Annotated in this window: 10 protein-coding genes and 1 pseudogene; 6 read left to right on the forward strand and 5 right to left on the reverse strand. The window is 69.7% G+C overall.

The genetic code is table 11. From position 1 onward, the window contains the following. Positions 1–160: 160 nt before the first annotated feature. From BLR21_RS44365 to BLR21_RS04700, 4 genes are all read left to right on the forward strand, one after another. Positions 161–3016: an ATP-binding protein gene (locus BLR21_RS44365; protein WP_090004317.1), complete on the forward strand. Its 2856-nt coding sequence runs from the start codon at positions 161–163 to the stop codon at positions 3014–3016. Positions 3017–3214: 198 nt separating this feature from the next. After that, on the forward strand, positions 3215–4069 hold the full coding sequence (locus tag BLR21_RS04690; protein ID WP_090004318.1) for a peptidoglycan-binding domain-containing protein: 855 nt from the start codon (positions 3215–3217) through the stop codon (positions 4067–4069). A gap of 159 nt (positions 4070–4228) precedes the next feature. Beyond that, positions 4229–4834, forward strand: a complete 606-nt coding sequence (locus tag BLR21_RS42280) for a hypothetical protein (RefSeq protein WP_176929450.1) — start codon at positions 4229–4231, stop codon at positions 4832–4834. Continuing rightward, positions 4831–8517, forward strand: coding sequence for a CHAT domain-containing protein (locus BLR21_RS04700; RefSeq protein ID WP_090004320.1), 3687 nt, complete (start codon positions 4831–4833; stop codon positions 8515–8517). Before BLR21_RS42280 ends, BLR21_RS04700 begins: the two co-directional genes overlap by 4 nt. 647 nt (positions 8518–9164) lie before the next feature. Here BLR21_RS04700 and BLR21_RS43110 read toward each other — a convergent pair. The 3 genes from BLR21_RS43110 to BLR21_RS04715 all read right to left on the reverse strand — a co-directional run bounded on the left by BLR21_RS43110 (position 9165) and on the right by BLR21_RS04715 (position 11133). Beyond that, on the reverse strand, positions 9165–9644 hold the full coding sequence (locus tag BLR21_RS43110) for a transposase (protein WP_218130731.1): 480 nt from the start codon (positions 9642–9644) through the stop codon (positions 9165–9167). Between the two features lie 127 nt (positions 9645–9771). After that, complete coding sequence (locus BLR21_RS04710; protein WP_143027598.1) at positions 9772–10497, reverse strand: hypothetical protein; 726 nt, start codon at positions 10495–10497, stop codon at positions 9772–9774. Positions 10498–10629: 132 nt separating this feature from the next. Beyond that, positions 10630–11133 (reverse strand): DUF4231 domain-containing protein, encoded by a 504-nt coding sequence (locus BLR21_RS04715; protein WP_256334461.1) that lies wholly within the window; start codon positions 11131–11133, stop codon positions 10630–10632. Positions 11134–11604: 471 nt separating this feature from the next. Between BLR21_RS04715 and BLR21_RS44615 the strand changes: the two are divergent. Next, positions 11605–11769: pseudogene (locus tag BLR21_RS44615) on the forward strand (zinc-ribbon domain-containing protein); the annotation flags it as partial. Between the two features lie 303 nt (positions 11770–12072). On the opposite strand, the gene BLR21_RS04730 reads toward BLR21_RS44615, so the two are convergent. Then, positions 12073–13161, reverse strand: a complete 1089-nt coding sequence (locus BLR21_RS04730) for a DUF7669 domain-containing protein (RefSeq protein WP_176929451.1) — start codon at positions 13159–13161, stop codon at positions 12073–12075. Positions 13162–13529: 368 nt separating this feature from the next. Here BLR21_RS04730 and BLR21_RS04740 point away from each other — a divergent pair, with 368 nt between their 5' ends. After that, positions 13530–13949, forward strand: a complete 420-nt coding sequence (locus BLR21_RS04740; RefSeq protein WP_143027599.1) for a hypothetical protein — start codon at positions 13530–13532, stop codon at positions 13947–13949. A gap of 41 nt (positions 13950–13990) precedes the next feature. On the opposite strand, the gene BLR21_RS04745 is transcribed toward BLR21_RS04740, so the two are convergent. Beyond that, positions 13991–14554: a hypothetical protein gene (locus tag BLR21_RS04745; RefSeq protein WP_090004327.1), complete on the reverse strand. Its 564-nt coding sequence runs from the start codon at positions 14552–14554 to the stop codon at positions 13991–13993. Positions 14555–14743: the final 189 nt, after the last annotated feature.

Consider the following 14743-nt stretch of genomic DNA (forward strand, 5'->3'; position numbering starts at 1 on the left):
CTGCGTGGCTCCTCGTCCGAGCGGCAAAGGCAGGGTGCCGCCGCTCGTCCTCACCCTGAAGCCACCGCGGACCCCGGCACATCGGAGCCGGAATTCATCGGGGATACCCAATCATTGCGACATCCGGCGCATCGGTTACCGCCCAGTACCATCGCTGTGCATGACGGTCAGCCTGTCCGCGGCCCAGCCGCCGCGTTCGATCTTCGTCGGCCGGGCCGCCGAACTGGCCGAGCTGGCACGGGTGGCGATGCGCCCACCTGCCCTCGCGCTGGTCGAGGGCGAAGCAGGCGTCGGCAAGACCCGGCTGGTCAGGGAGCTCGTGCGCCGCCCGGAGCTCGTCGGCCGCACCATCCTGGTGGGCTGCTGCCAGCCGATGCGCGAGCCGTTCCCGTACGGGCCCGTGGTGGATCTGCTGCGGGACACCGCGCCACTGCTGACCCGCGTGGCCGGTTCCCTGTCACCGATCGTGGGCGCGCTGCGGCCGTTGCTGCCCGAACTGGCGCCGCTGCTGCCACCGGAGCCGCCCAAGGGTGACGCGGCAACCGAGCGTCACCGGGTGTTCCGCGCCGTGCGTGAGCTGCTGGCCGCCTACGGACCCGCGGTGCTCGTCATCGACGACCTGCACTGGGCCGACGAAGGAACGCAGGACCTGCTCCGGTTCCTCATGACGCCGCCCACCGAGAACCTCGCGCTGGTCGCCACCTGCCGCCGTGACGTGTACGGCGCCGGAGCGTGGTCGGTGCTGGAACCGGCGCACCGCCTGCTCTCCGGCGACCAGACGGCCTTGCTCCGGCTGCGCCCGCTCGAACCCGCCGACGTCGGCGTGCTGGCCGCCGGGCTGCTGGGCACCCGAACCGTCGGAGCCGACTTCGCCACCTCCCTGCACCACCGCACCGCGGGCATTCCGTTCGTGATCGAGGAGGTGCTCCGCGAGTTCCGCGAGATCGGCGCCGAACCGCGGTCACGCACTCTCGACCTCGTCGACATCCCGGTGTTGTTGCGCGACACCATGGCCGAACGGCTGCGCCGTCTCGGCCCCGCCGTGGCCGCGGTCGTGCACGCCGCCGCCGTCCTCGACACCCCGGCCACCGAGGACGACCTCGCGGCGGTGTCCGCCCTGCCCACCAACAGGGTCGCGCGCGCCGTGACCGACGCCCTGGCGGGCGCGGTGCTGTTCGAGGTGGGCACCGGCCGGTACGCCCTGCGGCACCCGCTGGCACGCCAGGCCGTGGACGTGTCCATTCCCAGCCCGCAACGGCGCAAGCTGCACGCGCGCGCGGCCGAACTGCTGTCCGCACGCTCCGACCGGGTGCCGGTGCGGCTCGCCCACCACTACCGCCAGGCCGGTGACCTTCCGAACTGGGTGAGCCGCACCGTCGCCGCCGCCGACCACGCGACCGAGATCGGCGACACCGCGCTGGCACTGCAGGTGCTCGAGACCGCGCTGGCCGACGAGGCGCTGCCCACGCGGTCGGCCCGCACCCTCGCGGTCCGGCTGAGCCGGGCAGCGGTCACCGGGATCGCCCAGGTCAGCACCGTCGAACGCCTCCAGGCGCTGCTCCTCGACGGATTGCTCACCGGTACCGCCCGCGGCGAGGTCAGGATCAACCTCGGCCGGCTGCTGATGAACCAGACCGGCCGCATCGAGGAGGGCCAGAGCGAACTGGAGATGGCCGTCCTCGACCTCGCCGACCGACCCGCCCTCGCCGCGCGCGGAGCCGCTGCCCTCACGTTGCCGACCTTCGGCTGGCGGCCGGTGCCGCACCAGTTCGACTGGCTGGAGAAAGCGACGAGGCTGGCGGCCGCCGCACCACGCGACGAGGAACTGTCCATGGTCGTCCGAGCCAACCACCTGGCGTTGCTGGCCGGTGTCGGCGACCGGTCGCTGCAACCACTGCTCTCCCAGCTGCCGCGCACGTCCCGGTCCCCGCGGACACGCCGCCAACTCGCCCGCGCGTTCAACAACGTCGGCGACGCGCTCGCGTGGACCGGCCATTACACACAGGCCCGCGAGCTGCTCCAGGTCAGCGACACGCTCATGTCCGACAACGACGTGCCGTACCTCTCGACGTTGCGCACCGGCACCAGGCTCCGAATCGACGCCCTTACCGGAACGTGGGCAACGCTGGAAACCGACGCCGCACAGCTCATCGAGCAAGCCGGCGAAATGCCGTCGCTGGCCATGGACGCCTTCCTCGCACTGGCGTGGACCGCACTCGCCCGTGGCGATCGCGACGCCGCGGGGTGGCACCTCGACGGCGCCCAGGCCTCAGCCCCGGAAACCCCTCCCCTGCAACTGGCGGTATCCGCGGCACGCGTGGCACTCGCACTGGCCCGCAACGACGTCGCCGCCGCCGCGGTCGGCGCCGACCGTGCCCTGAACCGCGTACGCGCGAAGGAGAACTGGGTGTGGGCCGCCGATCTCGTACCGCACGCCGTGCGCGCGTTCACCCGCGCGGGCCGCAGTGCCGACGCCCACCGCCTCGCGGACGAGTACACCCAGGGTGTCGCCGGCACCGACGCACCGCTCGCCGCGGCAGCCGTGGTACTCGTCAAAGCACTGGTGGCAAAGGATTCCAGCGAGGCACTCGACGGCTACCGGAACGCTGCCGCCGCCTACACCGCACTCCCTCAGCCGCACACCGCGGCGACCATCCACGAAGCCGCCGCGTCCGTGGCCGTCACCCTCGGCGACCCCACCTCGGCGCTGGCCCACTTCACCGCCGCCGCGACCGGCTACACCGAACTGGGCTGCATCCGCGACGCCAACCGGTGCCGCCGAGCGTCCCGTCGCTTCCGACCGGCCCGGCCACGCGGACGCAAGGGCTACGGCGGCGAACTCTCGCCCCGCGAGCGCGAAGTCGTCGAACTCGTCGCCGCCGGTCGCACCAACCGCCAGATCGCCGACGAGCTGTTCCTGTCTCCTCGCACCGTCGAACACCACGTGTCCCGTGCCATGCACAAGCTCAACGTCGGCTCACGCGCCGCATTCCAACCTGGCGGCCTGCAGGGCTGATGCTGCTCGAATGCCGGTCGACATCCGGCCGTGAACACGAAGCGGACACCTCAACTTGCCGGCAGAAGGAACAGCCTCTGCTCCTCGCCGTGTCAGAGCTTTGTCAGCGCCATGTCGGAGCCTTGTCCAAGCCGCACGCACATGATTCCCGGCGCTGGACCGAGGCCGGGCTTTGACAGAACGGAAAAGAAACACCGCATGAAGACAAAGACGAAGCCCCGGGGCGCCATTGCGGCGCTGGCGACCTTCGCTGCCCTGGGCTGCCTGACGTTGAGCGCGACGCAGGCTTCAGCCGTATCCCCACAGGCGCTGCCCGTCGTCAACATGGAAGCCACCGTCCTGGCCGCCCAGATCGATCCCCGGCGAGCCGACAACACGCTGACCCCGGGCGCCAAGGATTCCGTGCTGGCCGTCGAACGGGCACTCCAGGCGCGCAATCTACTGGACGCCCGCTGGGTCGACGGCTACTTCGGAACCACGACCATCTCGGCGTACGCGGCCTACCAGCGTTCGCTCGGATACACCGGACTGGCCGCGAACGGGCTGCCCGGCGCGAGTTCGCTGACCACGCTCGGACAGAGCCGGTTCACCGTCTCCCGCGTGCTCAAACCGGGCTCGAAGGTCCAGCGTGACGGGTACGTGGTCAACACCCGTACCCAGGCGATGCTCACTGAGGCCGAACGTCTGCTGGGGCGTCGCCTGGTGCTGTCGCAGGGCTCCTACAACCCCGGCGGCGACCCGACCTCCGCCGGCACCCACGACGGCGGCGGCGCCGTGGACCTCAAGGTCGACGGCATGTCCGCGGACACCCGTACCGCCGTCGCCCGTGCGCTGCGCCAGGTCGGCTTCGCCGCCTGGGTCCGCAGCCCCGCCCAGGGCGACTGGCCGTGGCACATCCACGCGGTAGCGATCAACGACACCGACCAGGCCACCCAGGCCCAGAACCAGGTCGGTGACTACTACCTGGGCTTCAACGGCCTCGCCAACCACCGCCCCGACGACGGGCCCCGGATCCCGATCCGGACGTGGGAGGACTACCAGCGCACGCACTGACCAAACCCCGATCGAGTGCTGATGTGCCGCAGAACGAGCAACTCCACGTCTTCGGCCGCCGAGGACCGGCCGAGCCCCTGATCGATTCGAGCCACGAACCGCTTCGGCGGCCCTAAAGTGATCGATGGCGCGGCGCAGCGATCGGAAGGTGGCTCGTTCATGACGGAGTTCAGCGCGGCCGTCCGGTTGTCCGGCGGGCACGGATCCGCCCTCGACCCCGACGCCGCCCGCGAGTTCGCGGAGAGCTTCTACGCGGCGGTCGCCGAGCTCGGCGTGCCGGCCGAGCCCGACCCGTTCGACGCCGACCTGGAACCCTTCGGCGCGGCCGGGCGCTATGCCGCCGCGCACCAGGAGCCCGACAAGAGCGGCACCTTCCTCACCGTCGTGCTGGTGGTGACGGTGTTCGTCGGCACCGAACTGGGCAGCTGGGCCGTGGCGCGGTCGGCGAACACCTTGTGGGACAAGGTTTCCCCCGCACTCGGCCGGCTGTTCGCCCGCCTGCGCCCCCGCAAACAGGTGAACCCGGCCCCATCGGACGCCCGGATCGTGCTGCGCACCGTGTACGGGGCCGACCAGGTCGTGGTCGAGCTGGAGGCGCCGGTCGAGGCGCTCGCCGACGGCCAGGTCGGCAAGCTGCTGGAGCAGGCGCACGAGTTCGCGCGCAAGGCCGTGGCGGCATCTCCGGAGCTGGGCGTGAAAGTCGTGCGCTGCAAGGCCGGCGGCACCGGTGTCGACGGCTCTGTGGAGACGGTCGATCCCCGGTGAGTTCCTACGCGCAGGTCGACGCGCTCGACGTCGGCGAGGCGTTGGCGCGCTTCCTCGCGCTGCGCTCACCGCGGCGGGCCATGCAGCTCCTGGAGGCGTACCCGGCGTTGCTCACCGCGCCCGCCGGACCGGCACCCGCGGCACCGCTCGCCCGCTACCGCTGGATGGTGCTCATGGCGGCCCGGCGGTCCGGGATCGCGGAGGCGTTCGACCACTTCCTGTACGCCACCGGAGCCGACGAGGACGAGCCCGGCCGGGCGGACGACGAGCTGATGTCGGCCGGCAGCACCGAGCGGATCCGGGAGGTTCTGGAGGCCTACCCCGGGCTGGCCGCGACGACCGTGGCAGGCCGGTACGGCGAACGGGCAGAGGCGGCGGACAACGAGCACGAAGCGATCATGAGGGACAGCCGCCGTCATATCGCACACCTGGTGTTCCGCCTGGGTGTGCCCCTGGGGCTCGCCCTGGCCGAGTTCGCGCAGCGCATGCTCCGCACCGAGGCCGCGTGGGACGAACTGGAGGACGTGACCGACCAGGAGTCGCTGGAGGCGCTGCTCGATCTGGTCGGTGACTTCTGCTCGCCGGAGACCCCGCTGGCGGAACGGCTGGAGCTGCTCACCGGACGGCCGGAGCTCGGCCGGTCCGACGCCCGGCAGCTCCTCGAAGCCGCGCTGTCGTTCGAGCAGCCGGAGGAGGTGCGGGACGCGTTCGACCTCGCGCTGTGGACCCTGACCGACTACGCCCAGGCCGTGGCGGACGGGCAGGACCCCGTCGAGGCGGCGCGGGACATCGTGCGGTCGGTCGGCGCGGGCTTCGTCGTCACGGCCGCCACGGAGGTCGAGGCACGGCACCGCGCGACCGAGTACGTGGACGTGTTCGGGCTCGACGACCCCGGCGCCATCCGGGTGGTGGCCGAGCCGGACGACCCCGCCCGCGTCGACGAGGCCGGCGCCCTCCTGGAGCAGATCGGCACCCGCCGTTTCGAGTACCTGGCGGACGTCCTGGGCGCCCTGCTGGACGCCACGACGGTGCCCGACGCCCGCGCCCTCGTGCTGGACCACCCCGCTCTGCTGTCCCCGCTGGCCACGCGGATGCTGGAGGAACAGGCCGAGCAGGTGGCGCAGGAGCCGTCCATGATGGCCGGCGAGTACGCCTTCCTGTTCCAGAGCAGGCTCCGGTTGCTGCGCGAGTGCCGGGAGCTCGGCATCGAGGCCGCGACGCTGAACCTCAGCGTGGCGTACGCGGAACGCGTGGCGCGCGAGCTGATGGGCGACGGGCCGGTGATCGTCATCCCGCCCGGCTCGTTCAACGCTGTCGCCGACGAGGACGCCAAGTCGGCTGCCGAGATGATGGCCGCCGGACCGGCTCATCGCGAGGTCGCGGAGCTCTCCGGCCGGGCAGTCACCGTGGCGGAGCTGGACAGGGTGCTCGGCAACCTCGCGTACGCGCTGGCGCTGACCCGGCCCGGTGGAGACGTCCGGATCACCTTGCTCAACGACCGCGCGTACGTGCTGCGAGTTCGGTTCGGCCTCACCGGAACCATCGCCGACCTCGACGGCGCGGTTGCCGATCTGGAGGACGCCCGGCACGCCCGGACCGATGACCCGCTGCTCGCCGCCAACCTCGGCGATGTGCTGGTGCAGCGCTATGAAGCCGGCCAGAACCAGAACAGGGAAGACCTCGGGCGCGCGGTGCTGCTGCTCGGCGAGGCCGTGCGCGACGACGAGCACCCGAACCACGTCCGGCACCTGGTGTCGTACGCCCACGCGTTGTTCGACCTGGCGGTGGCGGGCAACAGCCCCGCGGAGATGAACCGGTGCGTGGAGGTGCTGGACGAGGCGCTCGCACTGGAGCCGGACGAACCGGCCGTGCGCCTCGGCCTCGGGCTCGCGCTGTCCACGCGCGGACTCGCCGAGAACGACCACGACGACCTGCGCCGGGCGGTGGAGTTCCTGCGCGGCGTGGACGACGTGCTCGCCCGGCTCAACCTCGCCGTGACGCTGCTGGATCTGGGCGAGCCTGGCGAGGCGGAGGGCCTGCTGCGGCAGGTTCTCGACTCGTCCGGACCGTCGTCGCTCCCGTCGTCGGCCGAGATCGGCCGCCGCGCGGCCACGCTGCTCGCTCAGGCCGCGGAACGACGGCAGGACTGGCCGGAAGCCGCGGCCATGTACCGGCGGCTGCTCCGCGGCGGGTGGGCGTCCGGCGGTAGTCAGCTGCTGCGCGCCCACACCGAGGCGGAACTACGCCGCACCACGGGGCTCGCGGCGAGAGCGGCGCTGGCGTTCGAGGCGGCCGGCAGCCCGCTGGAGGCAGCCGAGGTGCTGGAACGCGGTCGCGCCGTGCAGATCTCGGCGGCGCTGCGGCTGGACTCCGCCGATCTGGCTCGCGCGGGAGCGAGCGGGGACGTGGTGCGCGAGTTCACCGCACTACGCCAATGGTTGCGCGACAACGAAAGGCTGGAGATCGGCCGCCGGACCGCCGCCGCACCCGCGTTCCGCAGCCTCTCCACGGTGCGGCGCAAGCAGGACGAGCTGGCCGGCGTGATCTCCCGCATCCGCGCGTTGCCCGATCTGGCGGACTTCCTCACCACCCCGTCGACCGACACGCTGTTCGGCGAGCTCGCGCAGCCACTGGTCTACCTCGCCCACGCGAGCACCGGCGGGCTGGCGCTGATCGTGCGGTCGCCGCACGACATCGTCCCGATCCGGCTGCCAGGCCTCACCGACGACGCGGTCACCCCGCACGTCCGCCGGCTCGCCGCCGACCCCAGGGCGGCCCTCGACGAGTGCACGAAGTGGTTGTGGCACACGGTTATGGCGTCCGTGATCGAGCAGCTGGCGGACGTGCCGCACGCCGTGCTCGTGCCGACCGGGCTCCTCGGCCTGCTGCCGCTGCACGCCGCGTGGACGCCGGATCGCGACCGCCCGACCGGTCGCCGTTACGCGCTGGACCACCTGCTGCTGACCTACTCCCCCAACACCGAGACCCTGCGCGCCTCAGCCGGGGCGGCCGCGCAGCGCACCGGCCGGACCGCGGCCGCAGTGGACGAACCGCTGCCGGTCAGCGCGTCACCGCTGCCGTACTCCGCGCTCGAATGCGCGGCGGCCCTGGACGGGATACCGGACGCGACGACGGTGCGCGGCGGTGACGCGACCCGATCCGCGGCGCTGGGCGTGTTGCGGTCACAGGCTTTCACGCACTGGTCGTGCCACGCCTACGCCGACGCGGAAGATCCACTGCGCAGCGCTCTGCTGCTCGCCGGCGACAGCGAGCTGACCATCGGCGACCTGCTCTCGCACCGAGCGCCCGAGGCCCGGCTGGCCGTGCTGTCGGCGTGCGAGACCGCGCGGATCGGCGATCGGCTGCCCGACGAGGTGCTCGGTTTCCCGGCCGCGCTGCTCCAGGTCGGGGTGCCTGCGGTGATCGGCAGCCTGTGGTCGGTTCCGCAGGCCGCGACGGCCGAACTCATGGTGCACCTGTACGAGGGCATCCGCCGAGGTGCGACGTTCGCCCACGCGTTGCGCGACGCTCAGCGCGTGGTCCGTGACGGCACTGTCCGCGAAAAGCTCGCCGTGCTCGGCGATGTGAGCGAGCTGCTGCTGCAACCGCCCGGTGCCCGGCCGCACGCGCACGCCTTCCACTGGGCGGCCTTCAGCTTCTACGGGGCAGACGGCCGACGCTGATCAGGGCTCGACGCCGAGCGGTTCGAGCCTGCGGGGTGCCAAATTCCCGTCTATTGGTCTGACCTGCGCGTCAGACGGATGAGGGGATCCGGTGGTAGAACTCGGCTGCCGGCACCACGAAGCCGGGCCACTACAAGGGCGAATTCACCACAGGAGGTCCCGCAGCCGATGTCGACCGAGGTCGGCAACTCTCCCTCCTGCATCGCTAGCCGGCGGTCCAAGGCGGGAAGATCGACAGTCGTTCACCAGCACGGTCCCGCGAGGTAGCGAGTTAACCGACCTCTTCCTGCTGTTCCGGCACGACGGGGGTTGTACCGCTCTCCCGCCGGACGATTCGCTCGGATGCCCACGGCATTGCCTCTCTGTCAGCCGCGAGCCGGACCATGATCGGGATTCCTGTTCCCGAGTTGTAACCCACTCGTCGGTCCGCACGATGAGAGGACCGCGAGCGGAGGACGTGGTGTTAGGGATGTCCGCCAGCCAGAGCCGGTTCGGGCCTTCGGCGGTGAAGTCACGGCGGACGAGGTCGTCATGGACCGCCGGACCGGTCTTCTTGCCGTTGCGGCCGCGTTTTGCCGAACGCGCTCCACCAGCCCACGGACGAGCAGATCCGCCACGCCGTCCGATCCGCCATTCACACGCCGGCGTCACGGCGTCGTCGGCCAGAAACCGGTAACCGAACTCTGGATCGTCGCGGTGAGCGTCGGACAACGCGTCCGCCCGATACGCCCGCTCGAATTCTGCCGCGGTGACCGGCCAGGCACGCCACCGGCAGTACGGCTGTCGAGCGATGTCGAGTACCGGCACGTCACCGCGACGGGAATCCCGCCGGCGGTCAGCTCTGCACGAGCGGGTACAGTCTTTCTCGGCAGGTTCGCCTGCGACAGATACGCCGTCGCGCGGCGTAGGACCTCGTTCTCCTGCTCCAGCAACTTGATTCGCTTGCGGGCCTCGCGCAGCTCGGCTGGCTCACCGCGGCTCACGCCGGGTTGGACGCCTTCGTCGATCTCGGCCTGGCGCAGCCACTTGAACAGCGTCATGGGGTGTACGCCGAAGTCCTTCGCGATCTGCTCGACTGTCACACCGTGCTCACGGTCGCGAGCGGCCCGCACGACATCGTCGCGCAACTCCTGACGGTACGGCTTGGCACAGCGACATGCTCCCCAGCTCACCATCACGGCAAGCCAACTCGGATGCCACCTACGCCGACCGCGTCCGCGCGAGCATGGACTTCCAGCAATATTGCCATTGAGGCTAGTCCAACTCGGTCGCCAGCCCGCGGATCAACCTGGCCAGCTGCGGCAGCGAAGGCAGCAAGAAGGTCACCTCGTGGATCCACATCAAGCGCTGATCGCTCGGGGGCAGGGCAATGCGGTCATCACCAGCTCGCACACGTGCAACCGCCTTGTACAGCGCGGCCAGCGGGTGCGGCTCCAGCGCCGTCACAGCCTGGGTGAGCGCGTGCGGGGACGCGACCGACGCCAGCGCGCGCAGGATGTCCGTGGTGCGCTCGGGGTCCTCCTGCGCGTCCAGCACGAGGTCGAGCACCTCGGCGTCCTCCTCGGCCAGCAGCAGCAACGCGTGCACGGGCCGGTTGTCGCGGACGTTCTTCAGAACTTCCTTGTCCAGCAGCTCTTCCAGCTGGGTCGACCTCCACTTGGGCAGTTCGCGGTCGACGAACCCCTTGAGCGCGAGCGCGGAGACCTGGTTCGCGCGCCGCCAGTCGTAGGGGAACTCGAAGTAGTTCGACGGCGCGCCGTCGACGGCGGGATCTCCCACGACGAGGTCGAACGCTTCGTTGAGCCGCCGGCGCAGGGGCCTGTACTGGTTCAGCGAGGCGATTCCCGGCACCGCGACGGGCGTGCCGATCAGACCGGTCGCGACGACCCCGTCCCGGTGCTCGGGATCGTCCAGCTTCCCGGGATCACCGGCGAGGCGGGCGAGTACGTCGTGCCGGTTGCGCAGCACCGCCCCCGCCATCGCCAGCGACGGATCCCAGACCCGGGCCGTCGGCGGTCCTCAGCACGCTGCCACCGATTCCGGGCAGCACCACGATCACGTCGTCGAACGCAAGCCGGTCGGTCATCGCGCACTCCGCGTGGTCGGGGGACGTCAGGCCTGCGTGCCGTTCACCGCTGGGAAGGCCATGTTCTCGAAGTAGCTCCTCGCCTCGTGCTGCCGCAGTTCACCGAGCTTCTCGATGAACACGTGGGCGGACTTCTCCTGCTCCGGCGTCGCCGCCTCGTCCCCCGCCGGCAGGTTTCCCGGCGTCATCTTCCACGCGAGGTATGCCGCGGTCACCGCCATCTCGCTGTTGCGCAACAGGATCCACGACTGGTCCCAGCGATAGAACGCGCGCAGGCCGGTCAGACCGGCCACGAGAACACCGGCCAGCGAGATGATCACAGGCTTGCCGGGGTAATCGAGGCTGGTGAGCACGGGCAGCGCGGCGCCCACCAAGATCACCAGCAGGCCGCTGGACCGGTAGAAGCGCCGGTGCCACTTGGCCCGCACGTCGTAGAACGACCGCAGCCACGAACCGTAGGCGTCCGCAGCGGTCACCACTCCGCCCTTCATCGCAGCGAGGTCCGGCGGGAACTGCGGAATCCGCTTCACATGACCCAGGATCGCATCCAATCAACCACCTGTTACACAACGTGTCGAAAACTGTCACGATCTAACTGATGCGCGCTCTCCGGTCAGGACACAATCCAACCGCGGACGACCATGCGTACGACGCGACCTCATGTCGCAACACCAGCAACTCGACGTCCTTGGCCGCCAAGGACCGGCCGAACAAAACCAGCCAGCCACCTAGCTGGACAAAGATCCAGTACGGCAGTCGCAGCGCCACGCCCACGATCATGCCGTCAGAACAACAGAGCCCGCCCACCGCAGTCGCGACGATCCTCGGCCGCGTCTACAGGGATCGGATGGCCACCACAGACGCTACAACGTCTCCCAGTGCGGCTGAGTGGGCGCCGCACCTGACACACGAGTTCGTTGAGTACCTCACGCACACTGGCGTCGATCTCGACTGGAACTCGCCCGGAGCGAACGACATGATCCGGTGGCGGTGCCGACTGCGGACACGAGTGGAAGGCGACCATCAACGATCGAACCAGGGCAGGCGACGGGTGTAATCGGTGTGGAACCCAGGAGGCCGCCCGAAAACGCGCGATGCTGGAACCCGAAGAGTCGCTCCTGTATCTGCGAACCCGACATCGCAGCAGAGTTCGTACAATGCCTTGACGGTCCAGGACTGGGGCCCTCGGACATGCGGCCAGGCTAACCCAGATACCGCGAATTCAGATGCCGAACCTGCTCGCACGTCTGGAAGACATATCTGACGAACCACACCAGGAACGGAACTGGCTGCCTGGTCGGCAGGACGAGAAAAGGATCACTGCGGGCCCATACTCAGCCACCCACATGAACTGCAGCGTGAACGAGCCGAGGAACCGCCTGTGCGGCAACGTCCAGAGGGCCAGCAGCATCGGCACTGGCGGACCCTCCGTCGCGTGCGGGTTGCCGGGGTCGATGTACTCGCCGGCGCTACTGTCGCGGATATCCACCTTCGATGAAGAAGATCATGTCCACGACCTTGGCTCGGGTGTAGAGCCGCGTGGTGGGCTGCCCGGTCGTGAAGTCGAGCGTGGGCTGGCGCTGCCGATCAATGATCGATGCGGTCGCCCGGTAGAACTCGCCAACCCGTCGTAGCGATCCCTTGCTGAAGGTGGAGACGCCGAAACCCTTCATGAAGTAGGTGTCGAACGCCGGGACGCAGCCGAAGACACCGAGCATCACCTTGGTGACCAAGGTGTCGGATGCTTCGACCGGACGGAGCGCACGACGAACATCCAGAGCAGTTCGGAGAACCAGATCAATGCCCTCTCTGTCATAGCCGTCGAGATCGAGGTCCCACACCTCCGCAGGAGCGTCGGCGAGGGTCTCGATCAGAGGTACCAGATGGCGGGCGCTTCGCTGCAGAAGACCGGACGACCCCCGCAACATCCCCCAACTGGCGAGGTAGAACCCGAGCTGGAGGCAGCTGACCTCCATGCCGGTAGGCTCACCCCAGGCCGCGACCCCTGTCCGATGCTGCTGGAAATGGTTGAAGCAGTAGTCGAACGACGTGTACCGCGCACTCCGGTCACGATCGTGGAGGTACCTGCCGACAGCTGCCTCGATGTCCACGTCGAGCGCACGCTGCGTCATCGCCGTGTCGCGGGTGGTGATCTGGTTCGGCTGCATGGGCCCGGGATCGCCATCGAAACGGCGGTACAGGCCGTGTTCGATCCGCGTGATCAGCGGCCGCCGGTTCACGAACATGCCCCGCGATGCCGGGGAAGCGTTCGAGGTTGCGATCTGGATGTGCGCCCGAAGTGACTGCTCCTTCACATCCGGGTAGTGGCGGCGGAACCAGCCGACCATCTCGGAGGCGCGAAATGGCTCCGAGAGGTCCTGTACGCACTCTTCGAGTCGATCCCAGATCGTGTCGGCCACGGACCGATCTTCGCCCACAAATGCCGCCGCTATGGCCGCGTTGGCCCACTCGTAGCTGAAGCGGGACCGGTTGGTGCTACTGGACTCCGGTCCCGAGGTGGTCGGCATCGCCTCGCAGCCGTTCTGGCTGTTCTTCACCACGCCGGAGGGCGGCCCGATCGCACGCCCCGGACTACTTCGCCCCGCCCCGCCTCGCTGACGGCTCGGCGCTACACGGGTGGTCTCGCTGTGCCCTCACTATGCGGTCGCCGCGCCAACGCTCGGGATGACGGAGACGATCACCTCACGCCGGCATCCGACGACCTCATACTCGACGACCGGGACCTCTACGAGTAGGAAAGTAGTCCACTAACGGGTTAATGGGACGCGGCGTAGGCGTGCAGGCGGCAACCGCCTGTCTACGCTTCTCGCACGCATCCCTGGGACTACATCAACGTCGAGCTGGACTCGTCCGCGGTCCGCCAGCTCGGGCAGCACGGCTCCGGATCCTGACTGAGAGAGCGGCGATGGCGAGATCTCGTGGCAAGAAAGGCCACACCGGCGCCTCGATGGGCGGGGCGATCGTGCGGATCCCGCGCGCCGACCCGTTGCAGCGTAACGACAAGTCGTGCCCGGTATGCTACTCGGTCGCCCGTCAGCCGTGCCGTCAGGTGGTGTCCAAGCCGGGGGCGACGGTGCTGAAGCTGGGCAGGCCGATCCCGACGATGCACCGCGCCCGCTCAGGCAAACCCGCGTCGGACACGCCCCAGCAGCCCGAACCACGCCGAACTCCCGCACACAGGCGTTCACAGGAACCGGTACCGATCGAGCGCCTGCACCCAGACCGGGCAGGGTTCGTGCCGAAGAACCTCCGCGACGGCGGACCGCTGGCAAAGGCGTGGAACCGCAACAACTCCGACGCACTTCCGCGAGCTACGGACCCCTGACGAAACCCGTGCTGCGGCACAACGGCTACAGGTCGACGTACTCACCGCGATCGAGCGTCCACGACTGCACTCGTGCTCGTCGTAGCGCTGGCGTGCGGCGTCGGTCGGTGAGGTCGGCGGTCAGCCTGCCTCACCGGCGCGAGCCTGCTGCTCCGCCTCGTCGAGGCCGCCATGCGCCGCGGCGTGGTCGACGAGTTCGGCAACTGGTCAAGGAGGGCGCCGAGTTCCTCAGCATCCGGCAGTGCCCCTCCATCGCTGTACCGAGCAGCGGGTCGCGGGCTTTCCAGCCGCTTCATCGCCGGGTACCAGTCGGGCGACCCGTTACCGTCCCGCCGCGTGTACCAGTTCAACCACGTCAGGCGGGCTCCGTGTGAGGCCCGGTTCTGGGCCGGCACGACGTGCAGCAGGTGTAACGCCTTCACTGCGAGCTCGGCGGCCGCGAACGCCGCCTCCACGGCGGGGCTTGGTCGGCTCGCGGTGACGGACTCACGCGCAGCGGCCACGAAATCCCGTGCAAGAAGCACGTGGTCACGCACCCGTGGCTTGCCCCGGCGCAGGTCGAACGTCACGATGTGCCCGTTGCCCGGCACGGCGGCGAAGGCCATCCAGCCCTCAGCCCAGGGGCGAGCATTGTGCGTGACCGCAGCTCCAAGCCACAAGCCCCGAGTGGCGACATGCGCCACTGTGAACGCACGTCTTGTCCACATAGGTCACGAGGCGCTCAAGTCGTTTCACAGCGCGAAGAGCGCCGACGCGAGCGGACCGGCGACCAATCGCAAGAGTGACGCGGGTCA

This window comes from Lentzea albidocapillata subsp. violacea, from assembly GCF_900100275.1.
Lineage (GTDB): Bacteria > Actinomycetota > Actinomycetes > Mycobacteriales > Pseudonocardiaceae > Lentzea > Lentzea violacea.